Here is a 23119-nt window from a genome sequence, read left to right as displayed (position 1 = left end):
ACCCGTTAGCGCACAACCAACCGCGCGGTCGTTGTCGTCGACACACAGCGTGAGGTTGGTGGCCGCTCGTGTGCCGGCGCGCGCAACCTGACCTTCGGCAGGGGGAAGCCTGCACGCCGCTGTGCTACGTTCCGGCCGTTAGTTCTCCCGGAAAATGTCATGCCCAAGTTCGCCTCGATCTGCCTGGCTGCCGGCCTGATCGCCGCTGGCACCGTCTCTGCAGAGGAAACCGCCGTGTCCAACGATCCCTACGCCTGGCTGGAAGATGTCACCGGCGCCAAGCCGCTGGACTGGGTCAAGACCCAGAACGCCAAGACCGAGGCGCGCCTGGCCACCACGCCGGCCTTCAAGCAGATGGAAACCAGCATCCGCGAAGTGCTGGACTCGGACGCGAAGATCCCGGCCGTGCAGAAGATCGGCGACTACTACTACAACTTCTGGAAGGACAAGCAGCACGAGCGCGGCCTGTGGCGGCGCACCACGCTGGACGAATACCGCAAGCCGGCGCCGAAGTGGGAAACGGTGCTGGACCTGGATGCGCTCAACAAGGCCGAAGGCGAGAACTGGGTCTGGCACGGCGCCGACTGCCTGCGCCCGGATTACCAGCGCTGCCTGATCGCGCTGTCGCGCGGCGGCGCCGATGCCGATGTCACCCGCGAGTTCGACCTGGCCGGCAAGCAGTGGGTCAAGGACGGCTTCTTCCGTCCCGAATCCAAGGGCGGGCTGGGCTGGATCGACCAGGACACCGTCTACGTGTTCACCGATTTCGGTGCCGGCACGATGACCAGCTCCGGCTATCCGCGCATCGCCAAGCAGTGGAAGCGCGGCACTCCGCTCAGCGCCGCCACGGTGGTGTACGAGGGCAAGCCGACCGACATGTACATCGCCGCGATGCACGACGACACCCCCGGATTCGAGCGCGATTTCGTCAGCCGCACGCTGGCCTTCTACAACGACGAGCTGTATCTCAAGGGCGCAGACGGCAAGCTGGTCAAGGTGGACGTGCCCAATTCGGCCAGCAAGTCGGTCAAGCGCCAGTGGCTGACGCTGGAACTGCGCGAGCCGTGGACCGTGGGCGGCAAGACCTACAAGGCCGGCTCGCTGCTGGCGACGCGCTTTGATGACTTCATGGTCGGCAAGCGCAGCTTCGATGTGCTGTTCGAGCCCACTGACACGACCTCGTTGGCCGGCGTGGCGTGGACCAAGTCGCATCTGGTGTTGAACGTGCTGGAAGACGTCAAGAACCGTCTGAGCGTGATCACGCCATCGCGCGATGGTTGGAAAAAGAGCGCCTTTGTCGGTGCGCCTAGCTTCGGCACCGTCGATGTCAGCGCGGTGGACAGCGACGACAGCGATGCGCTGTGGCTCACCGTCACCGATTATCTGACCCCCACAACGTTGTCGTGGGTGGACGTGGGCGCTGCACCGCAGCCGCTCAAGACCATGCCGGCGTTCTTCGATGCCGGCAAGGACAGCATCGAGCAGCACTTCGCCACCAGCAAGGACGGCACCCGCGTGCCGTATTTCCTGGTGCGCCCGAAGTCCTTGAAGCTCGACGGCAGTGCGCCGACGTTGCTGTACGGCTACGGCGGTTTCGAAATTTCGATGACGCCCAATTACTCCGGTGGGCTGGGGCGCGCCTGGCTGGAAAAGGGCGGCGTCTACGTGGTGGCCAATATCCGCGGCGGTGGCGAATACGGCCCGCGCTGGCACCAGGCCGCACTCAAGCAGAACCGCCACAAGGCGTATGAAGACATGGCCGCGGTGGCCAAGGATCTGGTTGCGCGCAAGATCACCTCGACCAAGCATCTGGGCGTGCAGGGCGGCAGCAATGGCGGCCTGATGACCGGCAACATGCTGACCCAGTATCCGGAACTGTTCGGCGCGGTGGTGGTGCAAGTCCCGCTGCTGGACATGAAGCGCTATAGCCACCTGCTGGCCGGCGCCTCGTGGATGGCCGAATACGGCGACCCCGATACCGACGACTGGAAATTCATCCAGACCTTCTCGCCGTACCACCTGTTCGACCCGAAGAGGACCTACCCGCCGGTGATCTTCCTGACCTCCACACGCGACGACCGCGTGCATCCCGGCCACGCCCGCAAGATGGCGGCCAAGATGATCGAGGCCGGCAAGGACGTGACCTACTACGAGAATATCGAAGGCGGCCACGGCGGTGCAGCCAATAACGCGCAGGCAGCGCACATGTCGGCACTGGCGTATAGCTTCCTGTGGGAGCGTCTGGCCGACTGATCGGTTGGCACAGGCCACATGATGCGCTGCGCGACACGGAGCCGCCGGCACGATGCAGCGGCCTCGTGGCGTTTTCGCTCAAACTAAAACAAACATAGACGACGCGGGGTGTGATCGATGTTCGGCTTGATGCTGACCTTGGCGGTCGGCGCGTGCGCGGTCGAGAATGCACGCTACGTGCTGCGCGACGATGCCGATACGCAAGCCCGCTTTCTGGCCGTTGCCAGCGGTCCGCACTGGCCGGCGCAGGTGGCCTTGCGGGTGCATTCTTCCCGTACCGGAGGGGATGCATGGTTTTTGCCCTGGAGCGGCGGCAGCGACGACAGCCAGCACATGGCGTCCACCGCCGATGTGACCGCGCCGGGTTGGCAGGCCCCGGATCCCGATGGTGGGCCGCGCCCTCTGGGCGATGTGGGCTACATCGGCACCGATGCCACTTATCGTGTCCTAAGCGAGCTTCCACGCGCCGGCATGCCGGCGCCTGCGCATTTCCTGTTGCCCGACTTGCGTGAAGCGCTGTGGTACCGAGCGGCGCCAGGCCAGCGGCAAGCGATTGCACGGCAGTTCTTCGATTTGGACAGCTGTGCACCGAGGTAACACTGTGTGGCGCGCTCGGCCTGGTTGTTGCCGCCGCGATGCCCATGAGCGATATCCCTGGCGGGGCGGAATGAAACTCGAGGATCTCGGGCCGAGGATGTGCATTCTCGGGCCGTCCAACAGCGGTAAATCGACCTTGGCCCAGGCGATCGCGCGCAAGCGCGGATGCGCATGCGTGCATCTGGATCAGCTGCATCATTTCCCAAACACTGCCTGGTTACCTCGCCCCAGGCAGGACTTTTTCGCGCTTCACGATGTGGCTATTGGCGCAGAGCAGTGGGTGATGGATGGCAATTACCTGGGGTGCCTGCCGCAGCGTCTGGCGCGTGCAACGGGCGTTGTTCTATTGGACATTCCGGTGACGACCAGCCTGATGCGCTATCTGCGCCGAACCTGGGTCGAGCAGCGCCGTTGCGGCGGCCTCGATGGCGCCAGGGAGCAGGTGAGGTGGGAGATGCTGCGCCACATCGCGGTCGTCGAACGCAGGAAACGCAAAGAACTTGCGAGGATATTCGAGCGCAGCAGCTTGCCGAAGATCGCGTTGCTGACGGTGCCGGCGATCGATCAATTCTATCGCCTTGAAAATTTGAACGCGCCAGGTCTGCGCCAGTGACAGCGGCTCCCCGCGCGGTGTCACGGCACAAGGCGATTGACCGCGAAGCTGCGCTCAATACGTCTGATGGATGGCAGGTGCTGTGGCGTCACGCAAGACACGTCTACAGACTGCGTAACCCACGCGCAATGCGCTCCACTGCCTGTTCCAGGCGCGGCAGGCTCTGGGTGTAGGCGATGCGCACGTGTTGGTTGGATCGATGGAAGCCGAAGTCGATGCCGGGAGTAAAGGCGACGTGCTCGTGTTCCAGGAAATGCGCGCAGAACGCTTGCGCATCGTCGGAAAACGCGCTGATGTCTGCGTACAGATAGAACGCGCCCTGCGGTTCGACGGCGATGTTGAAGCCAAGCTGGCGCAGCGCGGGCAGCAGATAATCGCGACGTTGCTGGAACTGCGCGCGGCGCGCTTCGAAGATGGCGATGCTCTCTGGCGTGAAACACGCAAGCGCTGCATGCTGCGCAATGGTCGAGGCGCTGATGTAGAGGTTTTGCGCAAGTTTTTCCAGCTCGGGCACCGCGTCGGGCGGGGCGATCAGCCAGCCCAAACGCCAGCCGGTCATGCCGAAGTACTTGGAAAAACTGTTCAAGACGAAGGCGCTGTCGTCGACTTCCAGCACGCTATGCGCGTCCAGGCCATAGGTCAGGCCATGATAGATCTCGTCCACCACCAGGTGTCCGCCGCACGCACGCAGCGCCTGCGACAACGCGGCCAGTTGCTCGCGTGACAGTACGCTGCCGGTGGGGTTGGCCGGCGATGCCACCAGGGCGCCGACGCTGTCGATGTTCCAGCACGCGTCCACCAGCGCCGGGGTCAGTTGGTAGTCGGTGTCCGGCCCGACCGGCACCAGTTGTGCGGCACCTTCGACCAGGCGCAGGAAGTGGCGGTTGCACGGATACCCGGGGTCGGCAAGCAGCCAGTGCTTGCCCGGGTCCACCAGCAGGCTGCTGGCCAACAGCAGCGCGCCCGAGCCGCCGGGCGTGACCAGGATCCGCTCCGGGTCGACGCTGCGGCCATAGCGCTGCGCATAAAACCCGGCAATCGCATCGCGCAGTGCCGGCAGCCCGCGTGCGGCAGTGTAGCGGGTGTGGCCGGCCGCCAGTGCCGCCTGGCCGGCAGCGACAATCGGCGCGGCGGTGGTGAAATCGGGCTCGCCGATTTCCAGATGGATCACATCATGGCCGGCCTGCTCAAGCGCATTGGCGCGAGCAAGCAGCGACATGACGTGGAACGGGGCGATGTCCTGGCTGCGGCGGCTGTAGCCCGACGCGGGCGAAAGCAAGGGGTCCATTGCGAAGATCATAGACCAGCATGACCTAGGACACATGACGCCCGGCGACGGGCTCTTCCACACTCGGGCGCTGGGATGGCATTGCGTTCATCCGACGGACCCCAATCTGATGAAGCAAGCCCTCACTCTTCTGATCGCCAGCCTGATGACCACATCCCCCGCCTTCGCCGCCCTTCCTTCGCCACCAGATGTCGCCAGGCATCCGCATATGGTCAAGGCGCCGTTCGGCGCGACCCGCAACGACGACTATTACTGGTTGCGAGACGACAAGCGCGAAGACAAGGCGATGCTGGCCTATCTCAACGCCGAGAATGCCTACACCGACAAGCTGATGGCGCCGCTGAAGCCGTTGGAAGAAGCGCTGTATACCGAGATCGTCGGGCGCATCAAACAGGACGATGCCAGCGTGCCGTACCGCCAGCGTGGCTATTGGTATTACACGCGGTTCGAAACCGGCAAGGATTATCCGATCCAGGCGCGCCGCAAGGGCAGCATGGACGCGCCGGAAGAGATCCTGCTCGATGTGAACAAGATGGCGGAAGGCAAGGGCTATTTCAGCGTCGGCGATGCCGAAGTGAGCCAGGACAACCGCATCCTGGCCTGGGCCGACGATGCCGTCGGCCGCCGCCAATACACCATCCGCTTCAAGAATCTGGACACCGGCGAACTCTATCCGGACGCCGTGGAAGGCGTCTCGCCCAACGTGGTCTGGGCCGACGACAACAAGACGCTGTTCTACGTCGAAAACGACCCGGAAACGCTGCTCACCGTGCGCGTGAAAAAGCACGTGCTGGGCACGCCGTCCAAGGACGATGTGCTGGTGTACGAAGAGAAAGACGACAGCTTCTACATGGGCATCGGCCGCACCCGCGACGACAAGTACATCACGATTGCTGTTGAAAGCACGGTTTCTTCGGAAACGCGCTATGCGCTGGCTGCCAAGCCGGACACCTTCAAGGTGCTGGCCAAGCGCGAGCGCGATGTGGAATACCACGCCGAACATTTCGATGGCCGTTGGGTGATCCGCACCAATGCCGATGACGCCAGGAACTTCAAACTGGTCACCGCGCCCACCGATGCGACCACGCGCAAGCAGTGGACCGATTGGGTGGCGCACGACGACAGTGTCTACATCGAAAATTTCGAGTTGTTCGATGGGTTCACCGCCATCGAAGAACGCTCCGGCGGGTTAGAGCGCGTGCGCCTTCAATTCAACAGTCCGCACATGGATGTGCGGGCTCCTGCGGGGGAACCGCAATATGTCAAGGCGGATGAGCCGGCGTATTCGATGGGCCTTTCGGTTAATTCCGAGCCGGACACCGCGTGGTTGCGCTATAGCTACACCTCGCTGACCACTCCGGCCACCACCTACGAGCTCAACACCGCCACTGGCGAGCGCAAACTGCTCAAGCAGCAACCGGTGATCGGCTACGACGCCAGCAAGTACGTGACCGAACGCGTGTGGGTGACCGCGCGCGACGGCGTCAAGGTGCCGGTGTCGCTGGTCTACAAAAAGGGTTTCAAGAAGGACGGCAGCGCAGCGTTGTTCCAGTACGCCTATGGCAGCTACGGCATGTCGATGGACCCGTCCTTCAATCTGCCGGCGATCAGCCTGCTGGACCGCGGTGTGGTGTATGCCATCGCACATATCCGCGGCGGCCAGGAGATGGGCCGGCAGTGGTACGACGATGGCAAGTTGCTGCACAAGAAAAACACCTTCAACGACTTCATCGATGTCACCCGCGGCCTGGTCGCACAGGGCTACGCCGCCAAGGACCGCGTGGCTGCGTCCGGTGGCAGCGCGGGCGGCCTGTTGATGGGTGCAGTGGCCAACATGGCCCCGCAGGACTACCGTGTGATGGTCGCGCAGGTGCCATTTGTCGATGTGGTCACCACCATGCTGGACGCCAGCATTCCGCTCACCACCAACGAATACGACGAATGGGGCAACCCGGAAACCAAGGACTATTACGACTACATGCTGTCGTACTCGCCGTACGACAACGTGCGCAAGCAGGCGTACCCGGCACTGTTCATCGGCACCGGATTGTGGGATTCGCAGGTGCAGTATTGGGAGCCTGCCAAGTGGGTGGCCAAGCTGCGCGACGACAATACCGGCACGCAGCCGATCGTGTTCCGCACCAACATGGAAGCCGGGCATGGCGGCAAATCCGGCCGTTTCCGCCGCTATCGCGAACTCGCCGAGTCGTATGCGTTCGTGCTGGACCAGTTGGGCGTGAAGTAGCTCGAAGGCTGGGAGTGGGAGCGGGATGTGGGATTCGTGATAGCGGGTGGCGTGGTCTCGGGAGCTCGCTGCTCGTTCGGACGCGAGCGACTCGCATCTCTTCCATCTTCCGCTCCGTAGTCTGGCTTTTCCTGAATCTGCTGAGTGCGTCCGCTGCGTCGTCCTAGATCGCGCGGAGCACCGCAGGCAGGCGCCCCTGCAAATGGGGGGCATCCTGTCTGCAGCGAGGCTGGGCGCCATGCAATGTACGGCGCCCAGCGCGCCCTTCCGCAGCGAACACAATCACCGCCGCGGGCCGACTCACCAAACCTTATCGCTGGCCGTATCATTTGCGCATGACGCGACCGACTCGATTCCGCTGGGCCTGGTGGTTGCTGGCCTACGCCAGCCTGGCGACCGGCATCGTCGGGATTTTCGTGCCGGGTCTGCCGACCACGGTCTTCATCCTGATCTCGGCCTGGGCCGCCTCACACGGTTCGGAGCGCTTGCATCACTGGTTGTTGTCGCATCCGCGCTTCGGCCCGGCGATCGTGGAATGGCAGACCTACCGTGCGGTCAGCCGCAAGGCCAAGTGGATGGCGACGCTGACCATGGCGCTTTGCGCCGCGATCATGCTGTGGTGCGTGCCGGTGGTCTGGGTCAAGTGCCTGTCGATCGGCAGCATGGCCGTCGTGGCGATCTGGCTGTGGCTGCGCCCCGAACCTCCCCCGCGCCCGCTGCCGGCCGCGCACTGAACACAGCACGTGCGCCGAGCGCACGGCCGTAACGGTGTTCTGGCTATACTTCGGACCATGAGCATCATGTCCCGACCGTCTGTTCGTCTCGCACTGGTTGGTGCGAGCCTTGTCCTGCTTGCCGCCTGCGGTAACAAGGGCCCGTTGGTAATGCCGCAGAAGCCGGTGCCGGTGGAAGCCCAGCCCGTGCCACAGCCGCAGCCGGCGGAAGAGCCCACGCCTGCGCCCGAACCGGTGGACAGCAGCGCCGCCAGGCCCGCACCCACCAAAGACCAGCCCGCTAGCAGCGGCAATGAGCGCTGACGGTCGCAGCGAGCGTCTGCGTTTCACCAAAATGCACGGCGCCGGCAACGATTTCGTGGTGCTGGACCTGCGCGACGGCACGCCGCCGCCAGATGCCGCGCTGGCAGCGCAATTAGCCGACCGACACGTCGGGGTTGGCTGCGATCAAATCCTGACCATCGAAGCGCCGCGCAGCGAAGGTGCCGTGGCTGCCTATGGCATCTGGAATTCCGACGGCTCCGCCGCGCGCCAATGCGGCAACGGCGCGCGCTGTGTCGCCGCGTGGCTGGTGCGCGATGGCACCGCCCAGGGCGAGCATTTCATGATCGATAGCCCCGTCACCGCGCATGCAGTCGAACGCCTTGATGGCGATCGCTACGCGGTGGCGATGGGCATGCCGCAGTTCGAGCCCGCCCAGATTCCGCTGGCCGGGTTCGCGCATGCGCGCGACGAATATGCGCTGCCGGTGCACGGCGAGACCGTGCGCTTTGGCGCGGTGTCGATGGGCAACCCGCATGCGGTGGTCGAAGTCGGTCGCGTGGATGCGGCGCCGGTCGAACGCGTCGGCGCGCTGCTGCAGCAGAACGCCGCGTTTCCCGATTCGGTCAATGTGGGTTTCGTGCAGGTGGTCGACCCTACGCATGTGCGCCTGCGCGTGTTCGAGCGCGGCGTGGGAGAAACGCTGGCCTGCGGCAGTGGCGCCTGTGCGGCTGCGGTGGTGCTGATGCAGCGCGGCCGCGTCGAGCGCGACGTGCAGGTGTCCTTGCCAGGTGGCGAGCTGCGCATTCGTTGGCCCGGTGACCACGCGCAAGTGGTCATGTCCGGCCCGGCTGTGTTCGTCTTCGATGGAGAATGGAACCGATGAGCGAGAACACGGACAAATTCGGCGCGCACGAAGTGGCCACCTGGCTGCGACGTCACCCGACCTTCCTCAAACAGTTCCCGGATCTGGCGGTGAGCTTGCTGGTCCCGCGCGACGACGGCCCCGCCGCCTCGCTGGCGACCTACCAACTCGAAGTGCTGCGCGATAAGAATCGCGAACTGTCGCGTCGCCTGCACGAGCTGGGCAGCAATGCGCAGGAGAACGAGCGGCTGGCGGTGCGTACGCATCAGCTCACGCTGGCGTTGATGCGCCAGACCAGTGCGGCTGACACGCTCAAGGCCATGGCGGCTTCGTTGGCGGAAGATTTCAATGGCGAACTGGTGCGCTTGGTAGTGCTCAAACGGGTCGACGCACTGGATGCGGACTGGCTGCAGATCATCGCAACCGACGATGCGCGGCTGGCCCCGTTTCGCGATTGCCTGAGCGATGGCGAGCCCATTTGCGGCCGCCTGCAAGCTGACAAACATGCGCTGCTTTATGGTGCCCAGGCCAGCGACGTGCAATCCACCGCGCTGTTGCCGCTGCCGGGCATCGGCCTGATCGCGGTGGGGAGCAGCGACGCCAACCGGTTCTATCCGGGAATGGGCACGTTGTTCCTGCGCATGATGGGCGAATCGTTGAGCGTGGCATTGCAACGCTTCGACGTGTGAGGCTGGCTATTGCACGCCTCCGGGTCGGCAATACCGCGCCGATGGCGTCGCTGCTTCGGCGGCGAGGAGTGTGAGGTGTTGCCAGCTGTCGAAGAATTTCTGCAACTGCAAGGCGCAACGTCTGCATGCATGTTGCAAGGCTATCTGCGCAAGCGGATGACCGCATCCATGCCACGGTATCGAGAGCGCTGACGTGTCATCGGTCGACGAGTTCCTGACGTATCTGCAGGTCGAGAGGCAGGTGTCGGCGCACACGCTGGACGCGTATCGACGCGATCTTGCCGCGTTGGTGGCCTGGACGGCCGAACACACCACCGAAGACGGCGTACAGCACACTGTCATGCCTCTCGACAGTGCGCAGCTCGATAGCGCGCATTTGCGGCAGTTCGTCGCGGCAGAACACCGACGGGGTCTGTCGCCTAAAAGTCTGCAGCGTCGCTTGTCGGCTTGCCGCAGCTATTACGCCTGGCTGCTCAAGCATGGCCGTATCGCAGCCAGTCCAGCGGCGGCATTGCGCGCACCCAAGGCGCCGCGCAAGTTGCCGCAAGTGCTGGATGCCGACGAAGCCGTGCGTCTGGTGGAAGTTCCGACCGATGCGCCACTGGGTCTGCGCGATCGCTCGCTGCTGGAGTTGTTCTATTCCTCCGGGCTGCGCCTGAGCGAATTATGCGCGTTGCGCTGGCGCGATCTGGATCTGGATAGCGGCCTGGTGATGGTGCTTGGTAAAGGCAGCAAGCAGCGCCTGGTACCGGTGGGCTCGCACGCCATCGCCGCCTTGCGCGAGTGGCGTCGCGATAATGGTGCAAGCGCCGATACACACGTATTTCCGGGGCGCGCGGGCGGTGCGATTTCGCAACGCGCGGTGCAGATCCGCATCAAGCAACTGGCTGTGCGCCAGGGCATGTTCAAGGACGTGCATCCGCATATGCTGCGGCACAGTTTCGCCAGTCATATCCTGGAATCGTCCGGCGATCTGCGTGGCGTGCAGGAGCTGCTGGGCCACTCGGACATCGCAACCACCCAGATCTACACGCACCTGGATTTCCAGCATTTGGCGAAGGTCTACGACGCCGCGCATCCACGTGCAAAGCGCAGGAAAGCTGCCGAATAAGCGCCAAGCAGTAAGACGCAATGGGTAAGCAGAAAGCGTCGTCGTGCCATGCATCACCGAACGGCACGGACGCAGCAGATGATGCGCGCATCCAGCGCAAGAATCGATTTTTGCAAACGCGGACAGCCCCTCTCCCGCCGGAAGACGGGTCGGGTGGGGGGGGCAGGAGCAGCGCACGCGCCGCAGAAATTTTTGCTGGCGATGGCGCTGTATCGAAGCCAAACCCGCGGTTTGCTGCGGCCAGTCGAGCTGAGTGGCCGTGCGCCACAGCGATTGCGGTCTCGCAAGTGAGCGCGGCAGTACCGGCCTGCGGCGCTTGGCCGCAGCGCGCTTGAACCCGGCACGTGCGTCCCCACCTCCTTGGAAACCCCCGGAGGATCCATGGACCCTAGCCAGAACCCCAATATCGTTCACGCCACCACCATCATTTCGGTTCGACGTGGTGGGCATGTCGCCGTCGCTGGCGATGGCCAGGTCACCCTTGGCCATACGGTCATGAAGGGCAATGCGCGCAAGGTGCGCCGGCTCGGGCGCGATGGCCAGGTGCTTGCCGGTTTCGCCGGCGCTGCCGCCGATGCGTTTACCCTGTTCGAGTTGTTCGAAGCCAAGCTCGACAAACACGGGCAGTTGACTCGCGCCGCTGTGGAGCTGGCCAAGGATTGGCGCACCGAGCGCCGCCTGGGCAAGCTCGAAGCGCTGCTGGCCGTGGCCGATAAAGAGACCTCGCTGATCATCAGCGGTACCGGCGATGTGATCGAACCGGAAGACGGCGTCATCGCCATTGGTTCTGGCGGCTCGTACGCCTTGTCGGCCGCACGCGCACTGCTGGCGCATACCGAGCTGGATGCCAAGACCATTGCCACCGAAGCGATCAATATCGCCGGCGACATCTGCATCTATACCAATCGCAACGTGGTGGTTGAGGTGCTGTGAACCGGGAGTGGGGAATCGGGAATCGCAACAGCGGTTTTGTCCCCACTTCGACGACATAGGCTGTTGATCTTTGCTCCCCGCAATTCCCCTTTCCCAATTCTCGATTCCCCAATGCCAAATCCCGATACTTCAACCATGACTCCGCGCGAAATCGTGCAGGAGCTCGACCGTCATATCGTTGGCCAGCACGACGCCAAGCGCGCGGTTGCCATCGCGCTGCGTAATCGCTGGCGTCGGATGCAGTTGCCGGAAGAACTGCGCAACGAGGTGATGCCCAAGAACATCCTGATGATCGGCCCCACGGGTGTGGGCAAGACCGAGATCGCGCGACGCTTGGCCACGTTGGCCAATGCGCCGTTCGTCAAGGTGGAAGCCACGCGCTTTACCGAAGTGGGGTATGTCGGCAAGGACGTCGAGCAGATCATTCGTGATCTGGCTGACACCTCCGTCAAGCTGTATCGCGAGCAGGCCAAGGTGCGCGTGCGCAATCAGGCCGAAGAGCGTGCCGAAGATCGCATCCTGGATGCGCTGTTGCCGCGTCGCGCGGCCGGTATTGGGTTTGACCCGGAAGCGGCGCGCAACGAGCCGTCGTCCCAGGACAACGACACCCGCATCAAGTTCCGCCGCATGCTGCGCAACGGCGAGCTGGACGAGCGCGAGATCGAACTGGAAGTGGCGGTCAACGCCAGCATGGACATCATGACCCCGCCGGGCATGGAAGAAATGGGCCAGCAATTGCGGCAGATGTTTTCCAGTCTGGGCAGCGGCAAGTCGCAGAAGCGCAAGCTCACCATCAAGGCGGCGCGCCCACTGTTGATCGAAGAAGAGGCCGCTAAGCTGGTCAACGAAGACGACGTGCGTACCGCGGCGATCGAAGCGTGCGAGCAGCACGGCATCGTGTTCATCGATGAGATCGACAAGGTGGCCAAGCGCGGCGAAGCCGGCTCCAATGGCGGCGATGTCAGTCGCGAAGGCGTGCAGCGCGATCTGCTGCCGCTGGTGGAAGGCTCCAACGTCTCGACCAAGTACGGCACGGTCAAGACCGACCACATCCTGTTCATTGCCTCGGGCGCGTTTCACCTGGCCAAGCCCAGCGATCTAATCCCTGAATTGCAGGGCCGCTTCCCAATCCGCGTGGAATTGACCGCGCTGACCAAGGCCGATTTCGTGCGCATCCTCACCGAGCCAAAGGCCGCATTGATCAAACAGTACGAAGCCTTGCTGCAGACCGAAGGCGTGTCGTTGACGTTCGCGTCAGATGCGGTGGATCGGCTGGCCGAGATTGCAGCGCAGGTCAACGAGCGCCAGGAAAATATCGGTGCGCGTCGTCTGCACACGGTGCTGGAACGTTTGCTCGATGTGTTGAGCTACGAAGCGCCGGACCGCGATGGGCAGAGCGTTACCGTCGATGCTGCGTACGTGGATGCGCAGCTGGGTGAGCTGGTGCAGGATCCGGACCTGAGCCGCTACATCCTTTGACCGCGTTGCACGGCAACGTGCGCACGGATTGAAAAGACCCGCCATTGGCGGGTCTTTTTGTTTGCAGTGGCACGGCGGACACGGCAGGGTTTGATGCAGATCGGCACTGCGACGCGGGCCAAACAGCAGCGGCCACTGCGACGTGATATTGCCCGATGCCTGTCATCGCGTACGGCTGCCCGCCTGCATTCGTGCTGATCTCAATCCTCGCCAATATCCTCGTTCCACACATCCGGGTTGGCAGAAATATAGCCACCGAGCAGATCGATGCATTCCTGGCTCTGCAGATCGATCACGTTGACGCCATGCTCGCGCAGCCACGCAATACCGCCCTGGAAGGTGACCGATTCGCCGACCACCACCGTGCCGATATTGAACTGGCGCACCAGCCCGCTGCAGTACCAGCACGGCGCCAGCGTGGTGACCATGATGGTGTCCTTGTAGCGGCGCTGGCGGCCGGCCTTGCGGAACGCGTCGGTCTCGCCATGCACGGACGGGTCGTTCTCCTGCACGCGGCGGTTGTGGCCGCAACCGAGCAGGCGCCCGTCGTTGTGATACAGCGCCGCACCGATCGGGATGCCGCCTTCGGCCAGGCCCTGGCGGGCCTCGGTAATGGCGGTGTCGAGCAGTGCGCGGTAGTCGGGGGTAGTGATCATACGAACTCCAGAGGGGACGCGCCGGCAGGGCGCAGCATGTCGAGATGTGGAATGCCGTCTTCCAGATACTGTGCGGAGGCGGGCACAAATCCATGCGCAGCGTAGAACGATTGCAGATGTGCCTGCGCGCCAAGCTGGATTGCGCTACCGGGCCATTGCGTGTGCACCAACCGGACGCCTTCGTGCAGCAGTGCGTGTGCCAGTCCGGCGCCGCGATGTGCAGCAGCGATGACCACGCGGCCGATGCTCGGCTCGGGATAACTCAAGCCGGGCGGTAGCACGCGCAGGTAAGCCGCAAGCTCTGCGTTGGTGGTCATGCCCAGCACATGCAGCACAGCGGGATCGGTGTCTTTGCCATCCAGTTCCGGATAGGCGCATTGCTGCTCCACCACAAACACATCCGTGCGTAGTCGCAGCAGTGCATACAACTGCGCGGTGCTCAGCTGCGCAAACCGCAGGTGCTGCCAGTGCAGGGAAGGGAGGGGTGTGGTGGGCATCACCGCATGATAGCGGCTGCGCCGTCACTGAGCGGGAAGTGCACGCCTGTGGGCAGTGCTGGCCCAAACAACCTACCCCTGCAGGCCAAAGGCGAGCGTGCGCCATGCAACGCCGGCCGCAGTAGTCGCGCCGGCGCTGGTGACCTGCGTCAGGTGTCGGGTGTACTCAGTCGACTGCGCTGTCGGTGTCGACGGCCACCACCACCGACATGCCCGGCCGCAGCCGCGGCGCCAGCGGCTGGCTGGGGTCGACGCTGATGCGCAGCGGAATGCGCTGGGCGATCTTGACGAAGTTGCCGGTAGCGTTATCGGCCGGTAGCACGCTGAACTCCGAGCCTGCAGCCGGCGAGATTTCCTGCACGCGGCCATGCAGGCGTGCGTTGTCCAGCGCGTCTACGGTAAAGCTGGCGCGCTGACCGATGCGGATCTTCGCCATCTGGGTTTCCTTGAAATTGGCCACGACCCATAGCGTGTCCGGCACCAGCGACATCAACTGCGTGCCGTTGGTGACATAGGCGCCTTGGCGCACGCCAAGCTGACCGAGCTGGCCATCGCGCGGGGCCAGGATGTGCGTGTTGTCCAGGTTGATCTGCGCCAGTTGCACGGCCGCTTGCGCATTGGCCACTGTCGCTTCGAGCGCTGCGCGATTGACGGTGACGCTACGTGCATTCTCTTCGGCGGCCTGCACCGCCGCACGCGCCTGGGCGACGCCCGCAGCGGCCTGGGCGCGCGCGGCATAAGCGGTGTCGCGGTCCTGTTCGGACACCAGTTTCTGGTTGGCCAGCTGTTGCGCACGCGCATAGGCCGAGCGGGTGCGATCGCTCAGGGCCTGATTGCTGCTCAGCGCTGCACGCTGTTCGGCGATGGACGCCTGCGCGCTGTGGCGTTGCTGCTCCCAGTTGGCGAGATTGGCTTGCGCGGTCTGCACCTGCGCCTTGGCCTGTTCGAGCTGCTGGGCGTAAATGCGGTTGTCGATGGTGGCCAGCAGTTGGCCTCGTTTGACATGCGCAAAATCCTGCACCGTGACCTGGGTGACATAGCCGCTGACCTGTGGCGCAATGACGGTGATCTGGCCGTGCACCATGGCATTTTCGGTGCGCTCGATTGCGCTGACGAACGGTGGCAGCCGCCATGCGTACAGGACCAGCGCCATGCCGATCAGCGCCAGCCCGCCAAACCCGATCGCGCCGGCGATGCGACGACGGCGGCGACGGTGGGTGCGATCGGAATTGGCAGCGGGATCGGCAGTTGTCTTCATGGGCGCGCAGTGGAAGCGGAAGGGGAAGGTGACACGGGAGGCCGCAGATAGCGTCGCCACACCAGCACGGACAGGATCCACACCCCTGTGGCGATGGCGATACAGCCGATCAGCAGGAACACATCGTTATAGGCCAGCACGTTGGCTTCGCGCGTGGCCACCGTGCCCAGCGTGCGTACGCCCTGGGCCTGACGCAGCACCGGGTCGCCGATGCTGCGGCCATACAGGCTTGCATAGGCCTGCACGCGCGCGGCCACCTGCGGGTCGGTGAGCACAAGGTGTTCTACCAACTGGCTGGAGTGGTATTTCTCGCGCACCACCTGCACGGTGCCCAGTAGTGCACTGCCGAGCAAGCCGCCCATGTTCTGCGCCATGCCAAACAGCACGATGAAACTGATCAGATTGCTCGGCTGGGCGATCACCCGGCCGAGCCCGGCCACCATCGCCGGGCCGATGAAGAAAGTGCTGCCAAAGGCCAGCAGGAACTGGCTGACGTACATCTGCTCGGGGCGGGTGAGGCTGGTGGCATCGGCATCCATGAAGCTGCCGATGCAGATCGCCGCCACCGCAATGATCAGATGCTCGGCCACCCGCGCCGGATTGATCAGCCATGCGCTGGCGGCCACGCCCGCTACCGCTCCCAGCAGCATCAGCGTGAACAGGGTCTCCAGCTGCGTGTTGGCCAGGCCCAGGGTCTGGAAGAAGCCGATTGCGCCGGTGCTCTGTTCGGACAGCACCAGCCGGATCAACAGGATCGCCAGGCCCAGCCGCAGCATGTCTGCGCTGGCCAGCCAGCGTGTGTTGATCATCGGGTGGCGACGGTTGTGCTCGATCCAGGCTGCCGTGCACAGCAGCACGATGGACGCGGCCAGCGCCACGCCCAGCCACGGCGTGCTGGTCCACCACAGCAAGCGGCCGAGCGAAAGCACTGCGGCAAGACCTGCCGCACCTACCGCAAACAAGGGGAATGTGACGAAATCCAGCGGCTCGAACACCCGGTAGCGGTCGCTTGGTGGCAGCTTGAGCGCCAGCACGCAGGCCAGCGCGAAGATCGCCAGCCCGAATTCGAACAGGTACAGGCCTTGCCACTGCCCGAATTCCAGCAGGTCGGTGGAGAACACCCGCGCCAGCGGCAACGCCAGCTGGGTCACGCCCAGGCCCAGCACCACTGCCTTGAGCCGGTATTTCGTTGGAAATGCCTGGATCACGTAATACAGCCCCAGCGAGCTGAGCGCCGCGCCGACCAATCCATGCGCCGCGCGCACGGTGATCGCCGAACTCAGGCTGTGCACGAACAGGTGCGCCAGCGCGATGGCCGCATACAAGGCCAGAAAGATCTCGGTGAAGCGGCGCAGGCCGAATTGCTGGCGAAACTTCACCAGCAACAGGTTGGCCGACATATTGGTCATCACGTAGGCCGCCGGCAGCCAGGCCATTTCGGTGGCGTAGGCGCCCAGGCTGCCTTGCAGATACGGCAGGTTGGCGGTGACCAACGCGTTGCTCAGCCCGCCGGTCAGCGCCACCACCAGGCCGACCAGGCCATACTGAATGCGGCGCCGGGTCGGGTGCAGCGGCGTGGATGCCGACCCCGGCAGGGTCGGTTTTTCGTGGGGCTGCCAGTCGCGTGGGGCGTACTTGTCGGGCACGCAATACTCGCAGGGCCGGTTGCGGAAGAGTTCGCGATTGTGGTCCCGTTGCGGTCATGGTGGCGTCAGCAGTGCGATAATCCGGGCATGAGCGAATCCCCCTATACCTCCGGTACCACCCATTTCGGCTTTCGCGATGTCGCTGCCAAGGACAAGCAGAAGCTGGTCGGCGAAGTGTTCACCTCGGTCGCGCGCAACTACGACCTGATGAACGATCTGATGAGCCTGGGCGTCCACCGCGCATGGAAACGCTACTTCGTGGCGACCGCGCAGGTGAAGCCGGGCGACCGCGTGCTGGATCTGGCCGGCGGCACCGGCGACATAGCCGTGCTGCTCAAGGAGCGCGTGGGCGATGAGGGTGCCGTGGTGCTGGGCGACATCAACGCCGGCATGTTGTCGGTGGGCCGCGACCGGCTGACCAACCGCGGCCTGGTGGCGGGTTTCGACTACGTGCAATGCAACGCCGAAGCGCTGCCGTTCCCGGACCAGAGTTTCGATCTGGTGACCATTTCCTTTGGCCTGCGCAATGTCACCGACAAGGATGCCGCACTGCGCGAGATGTACCGCGTGTTGAAGGTGGGCGGGCAGGCGCGTGTGCTGGAATTTTCCGAAGTCACCGCCGAGTGGTTCAAGCCGATCTACGACTTCCACTCGTTCAAGATCCTGCCCAAGCTGGGCCAGTTGTTCGCACGCGATGCCGATAGCTACCAGTACCTGGCCGAAAGCATCCGCAAGCATCCGCCGCAGGATTCGCTCAAGGGCATGATGGGCGAGGCCGGATTTGCGCGCTGCCACTACAAGAATCTGACCGGCGGCATCGTGGCGATCCACTCCGGCTACAAGATCTGAATCCGATCCACGGTTGATTGCCGACGCGGCGCGTGCATCGCGCGCCGTGTGTCATATCGGGGTTCCCGCTTGTGTTCGCTTGACACGTCCCTGTTCTGGGCATGGGCGGACGCACCAACGAATTTCTGAGACGTTCGTCGCGTTGGCACCACCAATGGTCGGCGACACTAGGCGTTCTTTTGCCGGAGAGTTGGATGCGCTTGTACGCCGGGCTCTCGCGCGTGTTTCCCCGCTCCTTCAGCGCCAAGCTGCTGGCGGTGACCTTTGTTGGCATCCATCTGCCGTTGCTGCTGTTGATCGCATGGCTGGCATCGCAGAGCGAACTGGACGGGCGCCCGCTGTGGTCGGTGGTGATCGTGGCACTGCTGGCCACGCTGGCCGGCACTGCGCTGACATTGGTGGCGTTGTATCGCCTGCTGGCGCCGCTGCGCATCGCCGCCGATGCCCTGGATGCGTATTACGCCGATCAGCGCCTGCCCACGCTTCCGGAACATGGTGATGATGAATTGGGCCGGCTGTTGCGCGGCATCAACCGCAGCCTGCGCGGCATCGATGCCGGCATGCGCGACCTCAAGAAACATGCCTTGTTCGACCCGCTGACCGAAGCGCTGAACCGCCGTGGCTGCGAACAGGCGATGCGCGATTCGGTCATTGCTTCGCAGCGCGAAGGCTGGCCGTTCGTGCTGTTCGTGCTGGACATGGACAACCTCAAGCAGATCAACGACCGCTTGGGCCATCTGGCCGGCGACCGCGTGCTGGTGCGCCTGGTGGAATCGGCCTATGGCTGGCTGGGCGCGCAGGATTGGGTCGGGCGCTGGGGTGGCGACGAATTCCTGATCGGCATCCATGCCAGCGAGGACGACGCCACGCTCAAGCTCAATCAATGGCTGTCGATGCTTGAGCGCGAAGATGCCGACGACGCGCCGCTGCATGTGAGTGCCGGCAGTGCAGTATGCGAACAAGGGCTGGATGCCACCGAACTGTATCGCCGCGCCGATGCGGCGATGTACCGCGCCAAGTTCTCCGGCGGCCGGCGTCTGGTACGCGACGGGCACGACACCCCGCGCGGTCATCCGGTGACTTGATCACGGCAACCCGGTTGCGGCAACACGCGGCGGGCAATCCCGCGTATCGGCCGCCGATGGCACGGGCAGGCTGCGGCGCAGAGCGCTAAAATGCCCAATTCCCCTTGCTGCGGTGCCGTCGATGCGCTTCCCGTTCCTGTCGCTGTCCCTGGCCGTGTCCATCGCGCTGGCCGGCTGTTCCAATGACTCCACGCCGTCGGCATCCACCGCCGCGCCGGCCGCCACTGCCAAGGCCCCCGTGAAAGCAGACGCCCGCAACCACGATGAAAGTTCCTACGCCCAGCCGCAGCTGGTGGTCATCAAGGACCTGGCATTGGACCTGAAGCTGGATTTCGATGCCAAGCAGATCGGTGGCACCGCCACCTACACGCTGGAGTGGAAGGACAAGTCCGCCAAACAATTGGTGCTGGATACGCGCGAGCTCAGCATTGCGCAGGTCCAGGCCGACGATGGCAAGGGCGGCTTGTCGCCGCTGCAATTTGCCTTGGCGCCGGCCGACAAGACCTTCGGCAGCAAGTTCACCATCGAAGCGCCGAATCAGCCGCGCAAGGTGGTCATCACCTATCACACCGCAGCCACTGCCTCTGGCCTGCAGTGGTTGGAACCGTCGATGACCGAAGGCAAGCAACTGCCTTTCATGTTCAGCCAATCGCAGGCGATCCACGCGCGTAGCTGGGTGCCGCTGCAGGACACCCCGGGCGTGCGCTTCACCTATAGCGCGCATGTCACCTCGCGCCCGGACGTGATGGTGCTGATGAGCGCCGACAACGACCCCAAGGCCGTACGCGACGGCGATTACAGCTTCAAGATGCCGGAGCCGATTCCCTCCTATTTGCTGGCCATCGCCGCCGGCGATGTGGTGTTCAAGCCGATCTCTGCACGTTCTGGTGTCTGGGCCGAGCCGGCGATGGCCGACAAGGCCGCCAAGGAATTCGAAGACACCGAAAAGATGATCGGTGCCGCCGAGAAACTCTACGGGCCGTATCGCTGGGGCCGTTACGACATGCTGGTACTGCCGCCGTCGTTCCCGTTCGGTGGCATGGAAAACCCGCGCCTGACCTTCGCCACGCCCACGGTGATTGTCGGCGACAAGTCGCTGGTGTCGTTGGTGGCGCACGAGCTGGCGCATAGCTGGTCCGGCAACCTGGTGACCAATGCGAGCTGGAAGGACATCTGGCTCAACGAAGGCTTCACCACCTACGTGCAGGGCCGCATCACCGAGGCGTTGTACGGCACCGAGATGGCCGAGATGGAGCGCGAGATCGACCAGGGCGATCTGCTGGCCGAAGTGAAGGACATGCCGCCGGCCGACCAGGTGCTGGAGTTGCCGCCGCTGGCCCAGCGCGACCCAGATGACGCATTGAGCCAGGTCGCCTACGTCAAGGGTGCGTGGTTCCTGCAGTTCCTGGAGCAGCGCTTCGGTCGTGAGGTCTTCGACCCGTTCCTGCGCGGCTGGTTCGACGATCACGCGTTCCAGAGTGCGACCACCGACCAGTTCGTCGATTACCTCAACAAGAACCTGCTGGACAAACATCCCAACACGGTGAGCGCAGCCGAAGTGGATGCATGGCTGAAGCAGCCGGGCATTCCGGCGTTTGCGGCCAAGGCGCGCTCGCGCAGCTTCTCGATCGTGGACACCGCACGCATTGCCTGGAGCGGCAGCGGCACCTTGCCGAACAAGCAGGTCACCAGTGAGTGGGGCACGCAGGAATGGGTACACTTCCTCAGCGGCATGGGCGCCACGCTCAAGCCCGAGCAACTCAAGCAGCTGGATGATGCGTACCACTTCACCGGCACGCCCAATGGCGAGATCGCGATGCGCTGGTATCCGCTGGCGATCCGCAGCGGTTACACCGACGCGCGTGCAGCCGCAGGCGAGTTCATCGAACGCGTCGGCCGTCGCAAGCTGGTGCTGCCGATCTATGCCGAATTGTTGAAGACCCCGGACGGCATCGCGTTCGCCGAACAGGCCTTCGAAAAAGCCAAGCCCAGCTATCACCCCATCACCACCGCCTCGGTGGCCGAGATGTTGGCCAAGGCCAAGGCGGCCACGCCTGCTGCTCCTGCGCCCGCACCCGCACCCGCACCGGCACCCGCACCCGCAGAGAAACCGACGCCGACGCAGCAGTAGTTCGTCGCGCAACGCAGAGCCGTCAGTCCGGCGGAAAGTGCACCAAACGGGGAGCCTTGTGCTCCCCGTTTGGTGTCTGAGTATCTGGCGCGAATGCCGGCCGACGTGCATGCAGCCTGCAACGCGAGACTGCTATCTTGCTGCTGTTTCCCACGCCTTTCGGAGTCGACGATGAAGTATCTGCTGAGCGCGGCCTTGTGCGTCGCTGCCTTGAGTGCCTGCACCGACCGCGAGGCGCAACGTCAGGCGCAAGCAACCGCGCAGGCGCAGGCCAAGGAAACCCAGGCCGATGCGCTCGCCAAGCAATACGACGAAGCCGTCAAGGCGCAGAACTGGGACATGGCACGTGCGCACGGTGCGGCCTTGCTCGAAGGGTATGCGGGCACTGCGGCTGCCACGCGGATCGAACCCGGCTATGCCGATATCAAGGCCAAGGGCGAGCAGGCGCGCGAGCTGCGGCGCATGCAGGCGTTGTGGCAATACTCGCAAGTGCCGGCCAAGGGCGGCACGCAGCGCTCGGCGATGATCGATGCCAAACAACGTGTGGACGTGGATGGCAGCGGGCCCAAGCCGGTCAGCCTGGTGTTCCGCGATCACCCGCAGTGGAAGCGTCATAGCTACCTGGTGCTCAAGGCCGGCGATTTCAATTGCTACAGCGGTTGCAAGGTGCAGGTTGTGGCCGATGGCGGCGCACCGCGCGCGATGGCGGCGCACCGTCCGGATACCGACGAAGCCATCGCCATGTTCATCGATGACGACAAAGCGTTGTGGAAGGCGGTGCGCAACGCAACGCGCATCAGCATTACCTTCCCGGTCAAGGCCGGTGGAACGCGCACTGCAGAGTTCGAGGTCGGCGGTCTGGACACCACGCAGATGCCTGGATGGAAGTAGGCATGGCAGCGATGAAACGTTTGCTCAGGCCCACGGCGCGCGGGCAGGCCCAGGGTCGGTGCGCTTGATCGATGATGCAGTGCATCGGTGTGGTGGCGCAGCCATGCATCGGCACTTGGCGCGTAGGGCCGCCAACACAAGTCGCAGGCAGTCGCCAGGTGTGTGGGGACGCGGGCAAGGCGGGAGCGTTCGCGGAGGAGATGCTAGCCGAGCACCCGCCGCGCCCGCCTGGCGGTGCGCGCAGTAATTGTTTTAATCGCTCTTCAGGATTTTGCGGATTGTGCACCGTGTCTTTACCGCACTGCCGCCTGCAGCAGTGAATCGATCACTTTCATGGTTTCGCACGAATGGACAGCATGACAACCACAGCGCTCTCTCCCTCGTTGTCCGACTACGGCCATTGGGTCTTCGACATGGACGGCACGCTGACCGAGGCTGCGCACGACTTCGCCTTGATCCGCCGCGTGCTGGAGATCCCGCCAGAGGCCGACATCCTGCATCACCTGGCAGCGTTGCCGGCCGACGAAGCAGCGACCAAACATGCCTGGTTGCTCGAACACGAGCGCGCACTTGCGCAGGCCGCGCGCGCCGCGCCGGGCGCAGTGGCGCTGGTGCGTGCGTTGCGTGCCGCCGGGTGCCGGCTTGGCATGCTCACCCGCAATGCGCGCGAACTGGCAACCATCACCTTGCAGGCGATCGGCCTAGACGATGCGTTCGCGTGGGACGACATCGTCGGCCGCGACGAAGCTGCTCCCAAACCCGCGCCCGATGGGCTGCACTATTTCGTACAGCGCTGGTCGGTGCAGGGCAGCGCGCTGGTGATGGTCGGCGACCACCACAATGACCTCGCCTGCGGCCGTGCCGTCGGTGCCTGTACCGTCCTGGTCAACACGCCTGGCGACCCCTGGCCTGGCTTTGCCGACTGGCGCCTACACGATTGCACACAGTTGCTCGCGCAGTGGCAGGGCGAACGCTAGGCGCACGTCTTCTCGTTCTTCGCCGGGCTTTTTGCTGTTCGCACAGCACCAACGATCAATA

Annotated in this window: 20 protein-coding genes and 1 pseudogene; 16 read left to right on the top strand and 5 right to left on the bottom strand. The window is 64.1% G+C overall.

Features of this window, described 5'->3' with window-relative positions:
• The first annotated feature begins 159 nt into the window (after window positions 1-159).
• The 3 genes and pseudogenes from XpruCFBP8353_RS08240 to XpruCFBP8353_RS24080 form a co-directional block, all read left to right on the top strand.
• Window positions 160-2253 (top strand): prolyl oligopeptidase family serine peptidase, encoded by a 2094-nt coding sequence (locus XpruCFBP8353_RS08240; RefSeq protein WP_101362797.1) that lies wholly within the window; start codon window positions 160-162, stop codon window positions 2251-2253.
• A 117-nt stretch (window positions 2254-2370) separates the two neighbouring features.
• Window positions 2371-2850, top strand: a complete 480-nt coding sequence (locus XpruCFBP8353_RS08235; RefSeq protein ID WP_243391067.1) for a hypothetical protein — start codon at window positions 2371-2373, stop codon at window positions 2848-2850.
• Between the two features lie 136 nt (window positions 2851-2986).
• Window positions 2987-3262 (top strand): annotated as a pseudogene (locus XpruCFBP8353_RS24080) (AAA family ATPase); the annotation flags it as partial.
• A gap of 304 nt (window positions 3263-3566) precedes the next feature.
• Here XpruCFBP8353_RS24080 and XpruCFBP8353_RS08225 read toward each other — a convergent pair.
• Window positions 3567-4751 carry a pyridoxal phosphate-dependent aminotransferase gene (locus tag XpruCFBP8353_RS08225; RefSeq protein WP_101362795.1) on the bottom strand — a complete coding sequence of 395 codons (1185 nt, stop codon included), beginning with the start codon at window positions 4749-4751 and terminating at the stop codon, window positions 3567-3569.
• Window positions 4752-4860: 109 nt separating this feature from the next.
• Between XpruCFBP8353_RS08225 and XpruCFBP8353_RS08220 the strand changes: the two genes are divergently transcribed.
• From XpruCFBP8353_RS08220 to hslU, 8 genes are all read left to right on the top strand, one after another.
• The gene (locus XpruCFBP8353_RS08220; protein ID WP_101362794.1) at window positions 4861-6996 is read left to right on the top strand and encodes a S9 family peptidase; all 2136 of its coding nucleotides are present in this window, start codon (window positions 4861-4863) and stop codon (window positions 6994-6996) included.
• A 335-nt stretch (window positions 6997-7331) separates the two neighbouring features.
• Window positions 7332-7730, top strand: coding sequence for a YbaN family protein (locus XpruCFBP8353_RS08215; RefSeq protein WP_101362793.1), 399 nt, complete (start codon window positions 7332-7334; stop codon window positions 7728-7730).
• 57 nt (window positions 7731-7787) lie between these two features.
• The gene (lptM, locus tag XpruCFBP8353_RS08210; protein ID WP_101362792.1) at window positions 7788-8033 is read left to right on the top strand and encodes an LPS translocon maturation chaperone LptM; all 246 of its coding nucleotides are present in this window, start codon (window positions 7788-7790) and stop codon (window positions 8031-8033) included.
• Entirely contained in the window at window positions 8023-8877 is an 855-nt protein-coding gene (dapF, locus tag XpruCFBP8353_RS08205; protein ID WP_101362791.1) for a diaminopimelate epimerase, read from the top strand. Before lptM ends, dapF begins: the two co-directional genes overlap by 11 nt.
• Complete coding sequence (locus tag XpruCFBP8353_RS08200; protein WP_162300983.1) at window positions 8874-9545, top strand: DUF484 family protein; 672 nt, start codon at window positions 8874-8876, stop codon at window positions 9543-9545. Before dapF ends, XpruCFBP8353_RS08200 begins: the two co-directional genes overlap by 4 nt.
• 193 nt (window positions 9546-9738) lie before the next feature.
• Window positions 9739-10656: a tyrosine recombinase XerC gene (xerC, locus tag XpruCFBP8353_RS08195; RefSeq protein WP_101362789.1), complete on the top strand. Its 918-nt coding sequence runs from the start codon at window positions 9739-9741 to the stop codon at window positions 10654-10656.
• Between the two features lie 381 nt (window positions 10657-11037).
• A complete protein-coding gene (gene hslV, locus XpruCFBP8353_RS08185; RefSeq protein ID WP_101362787.1) occupies window positions 11038-11589 on the top strand; it encodes an ATP-dependent protease subunit HslV in 552 nt (183 codons plus the stop codon).
• A 111-nt stretch (window positions 11590-11700) separates the two neighbouring features.
• Window positions 11701-13068, top strand: coding sequence for an ATP-dependent protease ATPase subunit HslU (gene hslU, locus XpruCFBP8353_RS08180; RefSeq protein WP_101362786.1), 1368 nt, complete (start codon window positions 11701-11703; stop codon window positions 13066-13068).
• A gap of 200 nt (window positions 13069-13268) precedes the next feature.
• Here hslU and XpruCFBP8353_RS08175 read toward each other — a convergent pair whose 3' ends face one another.
• From XpruCFBP8353_RS08175 to XpruCFBP8353_RS08160, 4 genes are all read right to left on the bottom strand, one after another.
• Window positions 13269-13724 carry a nucleoside deaminase gene (locus XpruCFBP8353_RS08175; RefSeq protein ID WP_008571705.1) on the bottom strand — a complete coding sequence of 152 codons (456 nt, stop codon included), beginning with the start codon at window positions 13722-13724 and terminating at the stop codon, window positions 13269-13271.
• Entirely contained in the window at window positions 13721-14221 is a 501-nt protein-coding gene (locus XpruCFBP8353_RS08170; RefSeq protein ID WP_101362785.1) for a GNAT family N-acetyltransferase, read from the bottom strand. The genes XpruCFBP8353_RS08175 and XpruCFBP8353_RS08170 overlap by 4 nt, the downstream gene beginning before the upstream one ends.
• 166 nt (window positions 14222-14387) lie before the next feature.
• Complete coding sequence (locus XpruCFBP8353_RS08165) at window positions 14388-15479, bottom strand: HlyD family secretion protein (RefSeq protein WP_101362784.1); 1092 nt, start codon at window positions 15477-15479, stop codon at window positions 14388-14390.
• A complete protein-coding gene (locus XpruCFBP8353_RS08160) occupies window positions 15476-17125 on the bottom strand; it encodes an MFS transporter (RefSeq protein ID WP_101362783.1) in 1650 nt (549 codons plus the stop codon). Before XpruCFBP8353_RS08160 ends, XpruCFBP8353_RS08165 begins: the two co-directional genes overlap by 4 nt.
• 87 nt (window positions 17126-17212) lie before the next feature.
• Between XpruCFBP8353_RS08160 and ubiE the strand changes: the two genes are divergently transcribed.
• From ubiE to XpruCFBP8353_RS08135, 5 genes are all read left to right on the top strand, one after another.
• Complete coding sequence (gene ubiE / locus XpruCFBP8353_RS08155) at window positions 17213-17974, top strand: bifunctional demethylmenaquinone methyltransferase/2-methoxy-6-polyprenyl-1,4-benzoquinol methylase UbiE (protein ID WP_046965330.1); 762 nt, start codon at window positions 17213-17215, stop codon at window positions 17972-17974.
• A 194-nt stretch (window positions 17975-18168) separates the two neighbouring features.
• Window positions 18169-19059, top strand: a complete 891-nt coding sequence (locus tag XpruCFBP8353_RS08150; RefSeq protein WP_162300982.1) for a GGDEF domain-containing protein — start codon at window positions 18169-18171, stop codon at window positions 19057-19059.
• 121 nt (window positions 19060-19180) lie between these two features.
• Window positions 19181-21190, top strand: coding sequence for a M1 family metallopeptidase (locus XpruCFBP8353_RS08145; protein WP_101362782.1), 2010 nt, complete (start codon window positions 19181-19183; stop codon window positions 21188-21190).
• Between the two features lie 171 nt (window positions 21191-21361).
• Window positions 21362-22081 carry a hypothetical protein gene (locus XpruCFBP8353_RS08140; RefSeq protein ID WP_101362781.1) on the top strand — a complete coding sequence of 240 codons (720 nt, stop codon included), beginning with the start codon at window positions 21362-21364 and terminating at the stop codon, window positions 22079-22081.
• 347 nt (window positions 22082-22428) lie between these two features.
• The gene (locus XpruCFBP8353_RS08135) at window positions 22429-23058 is read left to right on the top strand and encodes an HAD family hydrolase (protein WP_101362780.1); all 630 of its coding nucleotides are present in this window, start codon (window positions 22429-22431) and stop codon (window positions 23056-23058) included.
• The last annotated feature ends 61 nt before the right edge of the window (window positions 23059-23119 follow it).

This window comes from Xanthomonas prunicola, from assembly GCF_002846205.1.
Lineage (GTDB): Bacteria > Pseudomonadota > Gammaproteobacteria > Xanthomonadales > Xanthomonadaceae > Xanthomonas > Xanthomonas prunicola.
This window is presented reverse-complemented; position numbering and strand designations above follow the sequence as displayed.

Excerpts from the sequence above, each read along its gene's own strand:
- XpruCFBP8353_RS08220 (WP_101362794.1), top strand. The coding sequence starts at position 4,861 with ATGAAGCAAGCCCTCACTCTTCTGATCGCCAGCCTGATGACCACATCC.
- XpruCFBP8353_RS08200 (WP_162300983.1), top strand. The coding sequence starts at position 8,874 with ATGAGCGAGAACACGGACAAATTCGGCGCGCACGAAGTGGCCACCTGG.
- XpruCFBP8353_RS08145 (WP_101362782.1), top strand. The coding sequence starts at position 19,181 with ATGCGCTTCCCGTTCCTGTCGCTGTCCCTGGCCGTGTCCATCGCGCTG.
- dapF (WP_101362791.1), top strand. The coding sequence starts at position 8,023 with ATGAGCGCTGACGGTCGCAGCGAGCGTCTGCGTTTCACCAAAATGCAC.
- XpruCFBP8353_RS08165 (WP_101362784.1), bottom strand. The coding sequence starts at position 15,479 with ATGAAGACAACTGCCGATCCCGCTGCCAATTCCGATCGCACCCACCGT.
- hslU (WP_101362786.1), top strand. The coding sequence starts at position 11,701 with ATGCCAAATCCCGATACTTCAACCATGACTCCGCGCGAAATCGTGCAG.
- XpruCFBP8353_RS08135 (WP_101362780.1), top strand. The coding sequence starts at position 22,429 with ATGGACAGCATGACAACCACAGCGCTCTCTCCCTCGTTGTCCGACTAC.
- XpruCFBP8353_RS08235 (WP_243391067.1), top strand. The coding sequence starts at position 2,371 with ATGTTCGGCTTGATGCTGACCTTGGCGGTCGGCGCGTGCGCGGTCGAG.
- ubiE (WP_046965330.1), top strand. The coding sequence starts at position 17,213 with ATGAGCGAATCCCCCTATACCTCCGGTACCACCCATTTCGGCTTTCGC.
- lptM (WP_101362792.1), top strand. The coding sequence starts at position 7,788 with ATGAGCATCATGTCCCGACCGTCTGTTCGTCTCGCACTGGTTGGTGCG.
- XpruCFBP8353_RS08225 (WP_101362795.1), bottom strand. The coding sequence starts at position 4,751 with ATGGACCCCTTGCTTTCGCCCGCGTCGGGCTACAGCCGCCGCAGCCAG.
- XpruCFBP8353_RS08150 (WP_162300982.1), top strand. The coding sequence starts at position 18,169 with ATGCGCTTGTACGCCGGGCTCTCGCGCGTGTTTCCCCGCTCCTTCAGC.
- hslV (WP_101362787.1), top strand. The coding sequence starts at position 11,038 with ATGGACCCTAGCCAGAACCCCAATATCGTTCACGCCACCACCATCATT.
- XpruCFBP8353_RS08140 (WP_101362781.1), top strand. The coding sequence starts at position 21,362 with ATGAAGTATCTGCTGAGCGCGGCCTTGTGCGTCGCTGCCTTGAGTGCC.
- XpruCFBP8353_RS08170 (WP_101362785.1), bottom strand. The coding sequence starts at position 14,221 with ATGCCCACCACACCCCTCCCTTCCCTGCACTGGCAGCACCTGCGGTTT.
- XpruCFBP8353_RS08215 (WP_101362793.1), top strand. The coding sequence starts at position 7,332 with ATGACGCGACCGACTCGATTCCGCTGGGCCTGGTGGTTGCTGGCCTAC.
- XpruCFBP8353_RS08175 (WP_008571705.1), bottom strand. The coding sequence starts at position 13,724 with ATGATCACTACCCCCGACTACCGCGCACTGCTCGACACCGCCATTACC.
- XpruCFBP8353_RS08240 (WP_101362797.1), top strand. The coding sequence starts at position 160 with ATGCCCAAGTTCGCCTCGATCTGCCTGGCTGCCGGCCTGATCGCCGCT.